At 47.1% G+C, this 12,551-nt stretch carries 11 protein-coding genes; 9 read left to right on the top strand and 2 right to left on the bottom strand.

All coding sequences use genetic code 11. From position 1 onward, the window contains the following. Nucleotides 1-9: 9 nt before the first annotated feature. Complete coding sequence (locus C8U37_RS07460; RefSeq protein ID WP_108032637.1) at nt 10-384, bottom strand: hypothetical protein; 375 nt, start codon at nt 382-384, stop codon at nt 10-12. A gap of 223 nt (nt 385-607) precedes the next feature. On the opposite strand from C8U37_RS07460, the gene C8U37_RS07455 reads away from it, so the two are divergent. From C8U37_RS07455 to dtd, 6 genes are all read left to right on the top strand, one after another. After that, nucleotides 608-1,090 carry a DUF3013 family protein gene (locus tag C8U37_RS07455; protein WP_108032636.1) on the top strand — a complete coding sequence of 161 codons (483 nt, stop codon included), beginning with the start codon at nt 608-610 and terminating at the stop codon, nt 1,088-1,090. A gap of 21 nt (nt 1,091-1,111) precedes the next feature. Continuing rightward, nucleotides 1,112-2,062 carry a 50S ribosomal protein L11 methyltransferase gene (gene prmA, locus C8U37_RS07450; RefSeq protein WP_108032635.1) on the top strand — a complete coding sequence of 317 codons (951 nt, stop codon included), beginning with the start codon at nt 1,112-1,114 and terminating at the stop codon, nt 2,060-2,062. A 3-nt stretch (nt 2,063-2,065) separates the two neighbouring features. Then, nucleotides 2,066-2,842, top strand: coding sequence for a 16S rRNA (uracil(1498)-N(3))-methyltransferase (locus C8U37_RS07445; protein WP_108032634.1), 777 nt, complete (start codon nt 2,066-2,068; stop codon nt 2,840-2,842). Then, nucleotides 2,835-3,500 (top strand): deoxyribose-phosphate aldolase, encoded by a 666-nt coding sequence (gene deoC / locus C8U37_RS07440; RefSeq protein ID WP_108032633.1) that lies wholly within the window; start codon nt 2,835-2,837, stop codon nt 3,498-3,500. Before C8U37_RS07445 ends, deoC begins: the two co-directional genes overlap by 8 nt. Nucleotides 3,501-3,776: 276 nt before the next feature. After that, nucleotides 3,777-5,987, top strand: coding sequence for a RelA/SpoT family protein (locus tag C8U37_RS07435; protein WP_108032632.1), 2,211 nt, complete (start codon nt 3,777-3,779; stop codon nt 5,985-5,987). A gap of 22 nt (nt 5,988-6,009) precedes the next feature. Continuing rightward, the gene (gene dtd, locus C8U37_RS07430; protein ID WP_108032631.1) at nt 6,010-6,456 is read left to right on the top strand and encodes a D-aminoacyl-tRNA deacylase; all 447 of its coding nucleotides are present in this window, start codon (nt 6,010-6,012) and stop codon (nt 6,454-6,456) included. 69 nt (nt 6,457-6,525) lie between these two features. Here the strand turns inward: dtd and C8U37_RS07425 are convergent, their stop codons facing one another. After that, nucleotides 6,526-7,842: an N-acetylmuramoyl-L-alanine amidase family protein gene (locus C8U37_RS07425; RefSeq protein ID WP_245879783.1), complete on the bottom strand. Its 1,317-nt coding sequence runs from the start codon at nt 7,840-7,842 to the stop codon at nt 6,526-6,528. A gap of 537 nt (nt 7,843-8,379) precedes the next feature. Between C8U37_RS07425 and hisS the strand changes: the two genes are divergently transcribed. The 3 genes from hisS (at nt 8,380) to C8U37_RS07410 (ending at nt 12,533) form a co-directional block, all read left to right on the top strand. Next, nucleotides 8,380-9,702, top strand: coding sequence for a histidine--tRNA ligase (hisS, locus tag C8U37_RS07420; protein ID WP_108032629.1), 1,323 nt, complete (start codon nt 8,380-8,382; stop codon nt 9,700-9,702). A gap of 24 nt (nt 9,703-9,726) precedes the next feature. Further along, entirely contained in the window at nt 9,727-11,493 is a 1,767-nt protein-coding gene (gene aspS, locus C8U37_RS07415) for an aspartate--tRNA ligase (protein WP_108032628.1), read from the top strand. A 146-nt stretch (nt 11,494-11,639) separates the two neighbouring features. Then, entirely contained in the window at nt 11,640-12,533 is an 894-nt protein-coding gene (locus C8U37_RS07410) for a deoxyribonuclease IV (RefSeq protein WP_108032627.1), read from the top strand. The last annotated feature ends 18 nt before the right edge of the window (nt 12,534-12,551 follow it).

Here is a 12,551-nt window from a genome sequence, read left to right as displayed (position 1 = left end):
TTGGAAAGCCTAATAGGGCATAGCTCCTTGGAAATTGATGATGATGTAGTGCTTGTTTCCGGAGTTGGTTGTCGTGATGGATAAATTTTCATTAAGAACAGGTTGCTTGCCGAAAATCTCCAACAGAAAACTCTTGAAGACTTTATCCGTTTTGGATTGCAGGACCTCTTTGAAGAATTCGCTTTTTGTGGCCGGATCGATGCCATCTTCGAAAATGATTTTTTCATCCGCTGTAAGGTAATCATCTTCCAACGCTATTTCAGCCCTTCGACCGAATGGAATCTGGACTTTCAAGCTTTCTTTGTATTCTGCTTTCTGGTAATCACGGGCGATGCGCGTCACTAAGTAATCGATGGATTGTCTGATCTCTGATTGTTCTGTCATGAAATATCCCTCCAACTTTTTTCCTGACCTAAATATATCACAAACCGACCCTTTAATAAATCGTTCCCTGCACTTCGCGTGCCGTTTTTCGTTAAATGCTCAGCTGATGCATAGCCCGGAATATATCTTTTTCCGGTTTTTTGCTACAATGGATTGAGAGCTTCATTCCGAGGCGGTACACAGCCATTAAAGCAATGCCGAAACGAAAAAGAGGTGGAAGAAAATGGATAAAAGTATGATCGACAAGATCCACGATGAATTGGAAGAGCAGCACTTGCCTTGCGAATGGCGATTGGAGTGGCATAAACCCTTCCATACAGTCGAAATTGTGTTATTATTAGAAGTCAGTTATCCTCCAGACAACAGTATTTCTGATATATTTGGCCATTCGAATCATGAAGATCGGTTCGTTTTTGAAGATTCCGTTTTGTTCTATGATCGTGCATCCTCAAAAATCAAAACAGAGGAGTATTTGGCCGGCATTCCCTTCGATCGGAAAAAAGGGATCCAAGGCGGATTGGCTGAAGCAGTGGTCAAGAACATACGCCTGACGGTTGGCGAAGCTAACAGCAAACTCAGGGATTTTCTTAATAACGAAGGCGACTCCAGCTTCGAATTGCATTGGAATGAGCTGAATTTTATGCAGACAATCGAAACACTGAAGGAAATAGGTAGATATGATGAAACGTATTATCGTTACCCTTAATGATAGGAAAGGTGATTGCAAATGGAATGGAATGAAGTGAAGGTTGTGACTGCTACAGAAGCGGTTGAGGCTGTATCAAATATATTGATGGAAGCCGGTGCGAAAGGCGTCGCGATAGATGACGAATTGGACTTCGTCAATCTGCAGGATGATGGTTTCGGCCAGATAAAAGAGGAACGTGCGTTGCCTGAGGAAGGGCATGCAGTCTACATCATGGCTTATTATCCGAACAACGCGGGTTTCCAGGACACTGTGTTGTTCATCAAAGAACAGTTGGCGGAACTGGAGAAAATTGATCTGAAAATCGGGAAGAATGAGCTGCAGATCAACCAAGTGAAGGAAGAGGATTGGGAAAATTCCTGGAAAGAATATTTCCATCCGATCCGACTGACGCGCTTTTTGACGATTGTACCTTATTGGGAAGAATACACGCCTGAAGATGAAAAAGAAATGCTGATTCAATTGGATCCGGGGATGGCCTTCGGAACCGGAACGCATCCTACGACGCGTCTGTCGATCGAAGCGCTTGAAGCAGTGATGCGTGGGGGCGAAAAAGTGATCGATGTCGGAACCGGGTCGGGCGTTTTGAGCATCGCAGCTAAGGCAATGGGCGCAGACACTGTCTATGCCTACGATATCGATGAAATCGCCACACGTGTTTCCAAAGAGAACATCGCTTATAATGCCTATGCTTCGGACGTCATCGTGAAAGAGAACAACCTTTTGGTAGGGATTGCCGATCAGCAAGCGGACATCATTGTTGCGAATATCCTGGCGGAAATCCTTCTGCTATTGCTTCCCGATGCCTACAAGAACCTCAAGGATGATGGCTATTTCATCCTTTCGGGCATCATCGATTCGAAGAAAGAGGAACTGATCGAAGCCTTGATCAGCAATGGCTTTGAAATCGAGCAAGAAAAGCAAATGAAAGATTGGGTTTGCCTGATCTGCACAAAAAATGTGGAGGCTTGAGGCATGCAACGATACATCATTCCGCCTCTAACAAAAGATTATCAAACGCAGCCGATCATTTTGTCGGATGATTTCCATCACCATATGGTGCATGTGATGCGCATGAAACCGGGGGAGCAGGTATATTTGGCCGACAACTCCGGGATTTCGTTCGTTGCGGAAATCACCGATATATCCGCAAATACGGTCGGTTTGAAGTGGGTGGCCGATGAAGACCGCTCCACGGAACTTCCGGTCGAGATTACGATTGCCTGCGGATTGCCGAAGGGCGACAAGCTGGAATACATCGTCCAGAAGGGCACAGAGTTGGGTGCGGCAGCCTTCATCCCTTTCGCAGCAAAAAATGCGGTTGTGAAGTGGACAGCGGACAAAAGCGCAAAAAAACAGCAGCGCCTGCAGAAAATTGCGAAAGAGGCAGCGGAGCAATCGCACCGTCAAAAAGAGCCGTTTGTGCATCCTGTCCACAACCTCAAAGAGTTGCTGGCGGAAGCGGCAAAATACAGCAAAGTGTTGGTTGCCTATGAAGAGGATGCAAAGGCCGGCGAAGGCAGCATCTTGGTGGACATATTGGAAAAACTTGAACCGGGCGATTCGTTATTGTTTGTGTTCGGCCCTGAAGGCGGATTGGCGCCGGAAGAGCTGGCGGCTTTCAGACAAGCCGGCCATAAAAGCTGTGCGTTGGGACCGAGGATTTTACGGGCTGAGACAGCACCCTTGTATGCATTGTCAGCAGTATCCTATGAAATGGAATTAAGAAAAGGAGCAGATAAACATGGTTGAAAAATTAAACAAATACATCGATCACACGTTATTAAGACAAGATGCGACAGAGGAGGAAATCAAAGCCCTTTGCGAAGAAGCGAAGGAATACGACTTCAAATCCGTTTGTGTACAACCCTTCTGGGTCAAAAAGGTTGAAGCCTTCCTGACCGGTTCGGATGTGCTTGTCTGTACCGTCGTCGGTTTTCCGCATGGCGCCAATACGGCAGAAGTGAAGACATTTGAAGCGAAACAGGCGGTACAGAACGGTGCCGATGAAGTCGATATGGTCATCAATATCGGAGCTTTGAAGGATGGCAATTACCAAACAGTTGAACATGAAATCGCAGCTTTGGTCGAAGCCGTCAAAGGCAAGGCAATCCTGAAGGTCATCATCGAGACGTGCCTGTTGACTGATGATGAAAAAGTCATCGCTTGCCAGTTGGCTCAAAAGGCAGGCGCCGACTTTGTCAAGACATCCACCGGTTTTTCAACAGGTGGCGCAACATTGGAGGATATCGCACTGATGCGCAAGACAGTCGGTCCTGTGATGGACGTCAAAGCAAGCGGCGGAGTGCGCACGTATGAAGATGCATTGGCTTTCATCGCAGCCGGAGCAACGCGCTTGGGCACTTCCAGCGGCAAAAAAATCGTCGATGGTTGGCTTGCGGCAAAATAAATGTAACGGATACTCGATTTGCATCCGAATAATCGAATGATCAAGGAAACCTTGAAGGACTTCTTTTTTATGAAGCTGTCCTTCAAGGTTTTTATGATGCTTGGTGCTTGTAAATAGAAGATATTTGTTGATGGCGCATCGTTCCGATTTACAGTATAATAAAGGGAAATATATTCACTTTTTCGTTTGCAAAATATGATATATTCAGCAGCTTTTCCGTTTGCGTGCGGAATCGCAGTAAGTAAATACATAATCCTAAGAGTCAGGAGTGACAACATGCCGAAAATCAAAACCTATTCACCTGAAGAGGTTGTGCAGCTATGCGCGGAATATATGAATGAAACCCATGTGGCATTTGTCCAAAAAGCGTGTGATTTTGCCAGGGAAGCTCATAGCGGACAGATGCGGAAGTCCGGCGAGGAGTACTTCGTTCATCCGACCCAAGTCGCAGCGATATTGGCAGATTTGAAATTAGATCCAGAAACGATTGCAACAGGATTTTTGCATGATGTTGTGGAAGATACAGAATATACCTTAGAGGATATTGAACGCGAATTTTCCAAAACCGTAGCCATCTTGGTGGATGGCGTCACGAAGTTGGGGAAGATCGAATACAAGTCGCATGAAGAGCAACAGGCCGAAAATCACCGTAAAATGTTGATGGCCATGGCGAAGGATCTGCGGATCATCATGGTGAAGCTCGCGGATAGATTACACAACATGCGCACGCTGAAATACCACAAGCCGGAAAAACAACGGACCATTTCCAATGAGACACTGGAAATTTATGCGCCCTTAGCCCACCGTTTAGGTATGAACCGGATCAAATGGGAATTGGAGGATACTTCGCTCAGATATCTGAATCCACAGCAATATTACCGGATCGTGCATCTGATGAACAGCAAACGAGATGAACGGGAACTGTACATCAAGGATACGATCAACAAAATCAAAGATTCAATCGATGAATTGGAAATTGAAGCCGACATCTACGGAAGACCGAAGCACATCAACTCCATCTACCGAAAAATGAAGGACCATAAGAAACAGTTCACGGAAATCTATGATCTGTTGGCTATCCGTGTCATCGTCCATTCCATCAAAGACTGTTATGCCGTTTTGGGGGCCATCCACACAAAATGGAAACCAATGCCGGGCCGATTCAAAGACTATATCGCCATGCCCAAAGCGAATATGTATCAGTCGCTGCACACGACCGTCATCGGGACGCAAGGCACGCCTGTCGAAATCCAGATCCGGACAATCGAAATGCACCAAGTCGCGGAATATGGGGTTGCGGCTCACTGGGCATACAAAGAGGGCATCACCAAAAAAATCGATCCGGATAAAATGCCCCATCAGATCGATTGGTTCCGCGATCTGATCGACTTGCAGGATGATTCCAAAAACGCCAGCGAGTTCGTCGAAAGCGTCAAGGAGGATATCTTCAAGGATAAGGTGTATGTCTTCACTCCGAAAGGCGATGTCGTTGAATTGCCATCGGGTGCCGGTCCGTTGGATTTCGCCTATAACATCCATACCGAAATCGGACATAAAACCATCGGGGCAAAAGTCAACGGAAAGATCGTCCCTTTGAATTACAAGCTGCAGAATGGCGATATCATCGAAGTGATGACATCCCCGAACTCATTCGGTCCAAGCAGGGACTGGGTCAACTTGGTTTCCACCAGCAAGGCAAAAAATAAAATCAAACGCTACTTCAAGCTGCAGGACCGCGATGGACATGTGATCAAAGGCCGGGATATGCTGGAAAAACAATTGGTGGAAATGGAGTTTTCGCCGAAGGAATTCCTGACGAAACTGGCGATCAAAGATTTGTTGAATCGCTTCAATGTGAATTCGGAAGATGACCTCTATGCCGCCATCGGCTTCGGCGAATTGTCTGCATTCATCGTATCGAACCGTTTGACCGAAAAAGCCCGCCGTGAGCGGGACAAGCATAAAGCGGAACAACAGCTGGACACGATTGAGCAAAAAACGAAAAAAGATAATCCTAAAATGAAAATCCGTCATGAAGGCGGCGTAGTCATACAAGGAGTGGACAATCTGCTGATACGCATCAGCCATTGCTGCAATCCGGTCCCGGGGGATGAAATTGTCGGCTATATCACGAAAGGGCGCGGCATATCGGTCCACCGGAAAGATTGCCCGAATGTTCAGGTATCTGGAGAGCACGGCGACCGGTTGATCGATGTCGAATGGGAAGATACCGGCACATCCAATATCGATTACGAAACCGAATTGACGGTCGAGGGCTACAATCGCTCCGGTCTGTTGAACGAAATTTTGCATGTGGTCAATACGATGACCAAGAATCTCAGCAGCGTAAACGGGAAAGTCGACAGCAATAAAATTGCGGTCATTACGTTGAAAATAGGAATACAAAACTTGAGCCAACTGGACAAAATCGTCGATAAAATCAAAAATATCCCGGACGTCTACACTGTCAGAAGGGTCACATCCTAATCAAAATGAATCGAGGGCAGCTATGCGTGTTGTTGTACAGAAAGTGACGGAAGCATCCGTCTCGGTTGATGATGAAATCATCGGGGAAATAGGTGAGGGCTTTATGCTTTTGGTCGGCATCGGCAAGGAAGACACACAAGACGATGTGCACTACCTCGTCCGTAAAGTTTCGAATCTCCGGGTTTTCGAAGATGAAGAGGGCAAAATGAACCGCTCCTTGAAGGATGTGGATGGAGCCATCCTTTCAATATCCCAATTCACTTTGTTCGCTGATACCAAAAAAGGGAATCGCCCAAGCTTCACCAATGCGGCCCCTCCGGAAACCGGGGAGGCCCTTTACCAAGCGTTCAACGAGCTGTTAAGAGCGGAAGGTTTTCCTGTGGCATCGGGTAAGTTCGGTGCGCACATGTCTGTCCGTTTGAACAACGATGGACCCGTAACCATCCTCATCGATTCCAAAAACAAATAACAGAGCCGGCAGCTTGAACCTCGAATGGTTCAAGCTGCTGACTCTGTTTTCTTATTCAGCTTTTCTTGTTTATTGGAAATATTCGGTCAATGCTTGGTAGATGCTTTCTGCCACCAACGAGCGATAATAATCGGAATTGAAGGTCTTGACGTCGGAGTCATTGTTCATATAGCCGAGCTCCAACAACAAGGAGGGTTGCTCATTTTCGCGTGTGACTAAGAAATCGCCGAATTTGGAACCATTGTCCTGCAACGGCAAAGCGTCGGCCAGGTGATCATCGACCAGATTTGCCAACGGAATATCCGCATCAGCATAATAATACGTCGTGAAACCCGTCGCGGAAGTACCGCTTGCGGTGGAATCATAATGCAGGCTGATGAACAGATCGGCGTTGTTGACATTACTCATTTCTGCCCGATCTTCCAAGGTGACGTAGACATCAGAGGTGCGCGTCAATATGACGTTGGCTCCGGCACTGCGTAATTTGTCAGCCACCGCTTCAGCGGTTTTGAGTGTTACTTCCTTCTCGTAAATATAAGTCCCTTCCGCACCTGGGTCTTCTCCTCCATGGCCCGGATCGATTACGATGGTCGCTTCGGCTAGCGTGGTGGTGGATGACGCAGTGACGGGAGTATTGAGCGACTTGGATGTTTCCACCAACCAGGAGGCGACGTAGCCTTCCTTATTGCCCTCATAAAGGATCTTATAGAAATCACCGGATTCACTGATCAGTTCGTACTCTTCGTCTTTTTCGGCAATGAACAGGATAGCGCTGCCGGTAGTTGGCCCACTGCGGACATTTACGCCATCCATCGTGATGATGACTTTCGGATTGGCGTCGTCTGCAACAACCGTGGTGGTGTCGACTGTTTCCGGCGCCAATTGGATGCTGCCTGGTGAAATTTCGATCAGTTCCGACAGAATCCAAGCGACTTTATTGTTGTATTGGATTTGGCTCCAGCCGTTCTCTTCATACAACAGAGCGAATTTTTCGCCTTCACTGGCCGTTCCGACAACTTCGGATGTTTCATTGTTCTCTTTCCGAACGTTGGCGGAGGGGACAAGGACCGTTGCCAATAATTCGGATGTTGCTGCGATTTCGGTGTTGTTGATCAGCCAGCTGGCAACCCAACCGATTCTTCCGTCCGAAAGCCGGACTTTGTACCATTCATTCTTGTCAGCCAAAACATTGACTGAGGAACCGCCTTGTATTTGCGTCATAATGTCGTAGGATAAGCCTGGACCGGACCGGACATTTACGATGCTGGCGGAGATGCTGACCGTAGTATAGTTGGCTAATGCTACCGTACCGAAGGAGCCCAATCCGACAAATAGCAGAACAAGCGCCAAGAAGAAAAGATGTCTATTTTTTGCGATAGTCTTCACTGATTGTCTCCTTTCTGGTTTGGAATGCATAAAATTTACAAAAATTGTTCAATTCTTCTATCATTATAGCAAAGATACGGCATCCAATGCAAAGCCTTTTCAGAAATTATGGATCTGTTCCCTATACGGACAAAGAGGAACCGCGAGGCAACCAGCCGACACAGAATATGCGATTGACTGTGCTGACCCGGAAAGTGAAAATATGATGAAAACAGTATTGACAATTCGGTGCGTATCTTGTATCGTTAAGGAAATTATAAATGTCCAGTGAAGATCGAAGTAGAATAGATTGGTTTGATTCAGAGAGGATTGCCGCGGCTGAGAGCACTCCCAAACGTTTATTTGAAAGACAGGTTGGAGGATTAATAGTGAAAAGCTATTACGCCACGAACGTTACTCGTTAAAGGAAAGCTATGCTTTCGAATAAAGGTGGCACCACGTCTGACTAATCGTCCTTTTCCATGATGGAAAGAGGGCTATTTTTTTGCTTTTTTTCAGACAGAAAACAGTATGAAGCGAAAGGAATGGTTATAAAAAATGATACAAAAACCAAAAGGGACTGCCGACATATTTTTGCAGGAAGCAGAAATTTGGCAATACGTGGAAGAAACATCCCGGATCTTACTGCATGACTATCAATTTTCAGAAATCCGCACCCCGATGTTCGAAAGTTATGAACTGTTCTCCAGAGGGGTCGGCGATACGAGTGACATCGTATCGAAGGAAATGTACGACTTCTACGACAAGGGCGAACGACACATCGCATTGAAGCCTGAAGGAACGGCTCCAGTAGTCCGGGCTTACGTCGAAAACAAACTGTTCGGTCCTGAACATCCGAAACCGCTGAAAGTCTATTACATCAGCCCAATGTTCCGCTACGAAAGACCACAGGGCGGACGGATGCGTCAATTCCACCAATTGGGTGTCGAAGTTTTTGGAAGCGTAAATCCGGCGACCGATGTCGAAACCATGGCGTTGGCATGGGATATACTGAAAGAATTGGAATTAAGCGATCTGAAATTGGTCATCAATTCGTTGGGCAAGACCGAAGATCGGATCAGATACCGCGAAGCGCTGATCGCCTACTTGGAGCCTTTCCATGATGAATTGAGCAAAGATTCCCAGACCCGTCTCCATAAGAATCCGTTGCGCGTGTTGGACAGCAAAGACAAGCGCGACAAGGAAATCGTTGCCCAGGCACCAAGCATCTTGGAGTTCCTGTCCGATGATTCAAGGAAACATTTTGAAACAGTTCAGGAAATGCTTCAGGCATTGAAAATCCCTTTCACGATCAACAGCAATATGGTCCGCGGACTCGATTATTACCAGGATACCATCTTTGAAATCATGACCTCATCCGCAGTCTTCGGAGCGGAAACGACCATCTGCGGCGGTGGTCGCTATGACGGTTTGGTCCAGGAAATCGGCGGGCCGGAAGTGCCTGGTTTTGGCTTCGGGATGGGCTTGGAAAGACTGATCCTTTTGATGAAGGATCAACAAGTCGATGTACCGAAACTATCCGAGTTGGATGTCTATGTGGTCGGTTTGGGGGAGGCTACGAACATCGAAACCTTGAAATTGGTCCAAAACGCGCGCCAAGCAGGGTATTCGGCGGACCGGGACTTCCATGACCGCAAAGCCAAAGCGCAATTCAAAACCGCCACGAAGAATGGGGCCAAAGTAGTGCTGACCATAGGCGAAGACGAGTTGAACAACAAACAAGCGCAATTCAAAGTAATGTCGACCGGCAAAGAGCAGAAAGTGGCGTTGACTGAGATTTACGCGGATTTTGATAAAGTGTACAAAATACAGACAGCCGACATGACGGCTTTTAATGAATTTTTCGGAAAAGAAGACTAGAACATACAGAAAAGGGTAGTGAAAATGGATAGAAGAACAGAGTATTGCGGATTATTGACGGAAGCATCCGTTGGGCAGACTGTCGTCGCCAATGGTTGGGTAAACAAAAGAAGAGACTTAGGCGGATTGATCTTCATCCATTTGCGTGATCGCGAAGGCATCGTCCAAGTCGTTTTCAATACAGAGTTCAACGAAGAAGCGTTCCGCATCGCAGAAACAATCCGTGGGGAATATGTCCTGCAAGTCAAAGGTAAAGTAGTCCTTCGTGAAGCAAATCAGATCAATCCGAACATCGGCACAGGCACGATCGAAATCGAAGCGGAATCCGTGGAGATTTTGGCGAAAGCGAAAACACCGCCATTCTATATCGAAGGCGATCTGAACGTATCGGATGAATTGCGCATGAAATACCGTTACATCGACTTAAGAAGAGACAAAATGATGAACAACATGAAAATTCGCCACCAAACGACGCGTACAGTCCGCAATTATTTGGATGACTTGCATTTCATGGATATCGAAACACCTTATTTGACGAAATCGACTCCGGAAGGTGCGCGTGACTATATCGTTCCATCCCGTGTCCACCAAGGCGAATTTTATGCACTGCCGCAGTCGCCGCAACTGTTCAAACAGATGCTGATGGGCGCAGGCTTTGACCGCTATTACCAAATCGTGCGCTGCTTCCGCGATGAAGATCTGCGCGGTGACAGACAACCGGAATTCACCCAAATCGATATCGAAACCAGTTTCCTGTCAGCTGATGAGATCCAGGAAATCACCGAAACTATGCTTCAGAAAGTCATGAAGGACGTGTTGGGCAAAGAAATCCCGGCTCCATTCCCCCGTATCTCCTACGACGAAGCAATGAACCGTTTCGGTAGCGATAAGCCGGATACCCGTTTCGCTTTGGAACTGATCGACATGAATGAATTTGCGAAAACATCTTCATTCAATGTATTCAAAGCGACCAGCGAAAACGGCGGCCAAGTCCGCGGATTGAACGTCAAAGGCAAAGCCGACGCCTATTCGCGCAAAGACATGGATAACCTGATCGAATACGCCAAACAATACGGCGCGAAAGGCATGGCTTGGATGAAGGTTGAGGAGGACGGACTGAAAGGTGCCGTGGCGAAATTCTTCACCGAAGACAGCGAAGAACTGATCAGACTGATGGGTGCGGAACCTGGCGACTTGCTGGTGTTCGTTGCTGACAAAAAAGAAATCGTTTATCAAGCTTTGGGAGAGCTGCGTCTGAAGTTCGGCCGCGATCTTGATCTGATCGACAAATCCCAATTTGCTTTCGTTTGGGTTGTGGATTGGCCATTGCTTGAGTACGATGCGGACGCAAAACGCTACACTGCCATGCACCATCCGTTCACTCGTCCAAACGATGAAGATCTTGCCAAATTAGCCGATCATCCGGAAGAAGTCTATGCACAAGCCTACGATATCGTCCTGAACGGCTATGAAATCGGCGGCGGATCTCTGCGCATCTACACAAGGGAAGTACAGGAGCAGATGTTTGCGGCACTTGGCTTCAGCAAAGAAGATGCCGAAGAGGAGTTCGGCTTCTTGTTGGATGCATTCGATTACGGTTTCCCACCGCACGGCGGCATCGCTTTAGGATTGGATCGTCTGGTCATGTTGTTGGCTGGCGAATCGAATATCCGCGAAGTGATCGCGTTCCCTAAAAACGGGAAAGCTTTCGACCCGATGACGAACGCCCCAAGCGAAGTAAGCGCAGCTCAGTTGAAAGAATTGAGCCTGAAAATCGCTTCATTAGACTAACACTCGAGCAAAAAAGAGCATCTGATGGTAAGGAAAACCAGCCTTATGATACAATAATCGTATCATAAGGCTGGCTTTTTCGTCTCTTTTCATTAAAGGAAGGCGTAATTGCCTATTAGGATAATACACAACAAAAGGGTGAAGATATGTTAAAGATAGGATCACATGTTTCTATGGGCGGTAAAAAAATGCTGTTGGGCTCAGCAGAGGAAGCAGCAGCGTACGGTTCTTCGGTATTTATGATCTACACTGGCGCTCCGCAGAATACCCGGAGAAAAAATGTCGATGAGATGAATATTCCGGAAGGCATGGACTATATGGCCAAGCACGGCATCGTTGAGCTGGTCGTTCATGCGCCCTACATCATCAACTTGGCCAATACCACAAAACCGGATCATTTTGAATTTGCGATCGGGTTTTTGCGCGATGAAATCGTGCGGGCGCAAGCGCTGGGCGCAAAACAGATTACGCTGCATCCGGGTTCGCATGTCGGCGCCGGTTCTGAAATAGGCATCAAACAGATCATCAAGGGCTTGAACGAGGTTCTGGAGCCTAGCCAGACTGCACAGATCGCGTTGGAAACGATGGCCGGAAAAGGCACCGAGATCGGGCGGACTTTTGAAGAGTTGGCTGCCATCATGGATGGCGTAGTCCATAACGACAAACTTTCGGTGACGTTGGATACGTGCCATACGAACGATGCGGGCTATAACGTCAAAGAGGACTTCGATGGCGTGTTGGAAGAATTCGACCGCATCATCGGCCTGGAACGTTTGAAAATGATCCATGTCAACGACTCGAAAAACGAGCGAGGGGCCCACAAAGACAGACATGCGAATATCGGTTTTGGCACCATCGGTTTCGAAACCTTGAACAAAATTGTTCACCATCCGCAACTGCAGGATCTGCCGAAAATTTTGGAGACGCCGTTCGTCGGCGAGGACAAAAAGAACAAGAAGGCGCCTTACAGATTCGAATTGGACATGCTGAAGTCGCAGACATTCAATCCGCGTTTATTGGAAGATATACTGAATCAGTAAGAAATACATCTTTGGATG

Origin of the sequence: Trichococcus patagoniensis, from assembly GCF_003051085.1 — a bacterium.
GTDB classification, from domain to species: Bacteria; Bacillota; Bacilli; order Lactobacillales; family Aerococcaceae; genus Trichococcus; species Trichococcus patagoniensis.
The sequence above is the reverse complement of the archived record's forward strand: the minus strand, read 5'-3'. Positions and strand labels throughout refer to the sequence as shown.

What these genes read in the sequence shown, in the direction of transcription:
- deoC (WP_108032633.1), top strand. Translation starts at nt 2,835, where the DNA reads ATGGTTGAAAAATTAAACAAATACATCGATCACACGTTATTAAGACAA.
- C8U37_RS07455 (WP_108032636.1), top strand. Translation starts at nt 608, where the DNA reads ATGGATAAAAGTATGATCGACAAGATCCACGATGAATTGGAAGAGCAG.
- aspS (WP_108032628.1), top strand. Translation starts at nt 9,727, where the DNA reads ATGGATAGAAGAACAGAGTATTGCGGATTATTGACGGAAGCATCCGTT.
- C8U37_RS07445 (WP_108032634.1), top strand. Translation starts at nt 2,066, where the DNA reads ATGCAACGATACATCATTCCGCCTCTAACAAAAGATTATCAAACGCAG.
- C8U37_RS07435 (WP_108032632.1), top strand. Translation starts at nt 3,777, where the DNA reads ATGCCGAAAATCAAAACCTATTCACCTGAAGAGGTTGTGCAGCTATGC.
- dtd (WP_108032631.1), top strand. Translation starts at nt 6,010, where the DNA reads ATGCGTGTTGTTGTACAGAAAGTGACGGAAGCATCCGTCTCGGTTGAT.
- C8U37_RS07460 (WP_108032637.1), bottom strand. Translation starts at nt 384, where the DNA reads ATGACAGAACAATCAGAGATCAGACAATCCATCGATTACTTAGTGACG.
- hisS (WP_108032629.1), top strand. Translation starts at nt 8,380, where the DNA reads ATGATACAAAAACCAAAAGGGACTGCCGACATATTTTTGCAGGAAGCA.
- prmA (WP_108032635.1), top strand. Translation starts at nt 1,112, where the DNA reads ATGGAATGGAATGAAGTGAAGGTTGTGACTGCTACAGAAGCGGTTGAG.
- C8U37_RS07410 (WP_108032627.1), top strand. Translation starts at nt 11,640, where the DNA reads ATGTTAAAGATAGGATCACATGTTTCTATGGGCGGTAAAAAAATGCTG.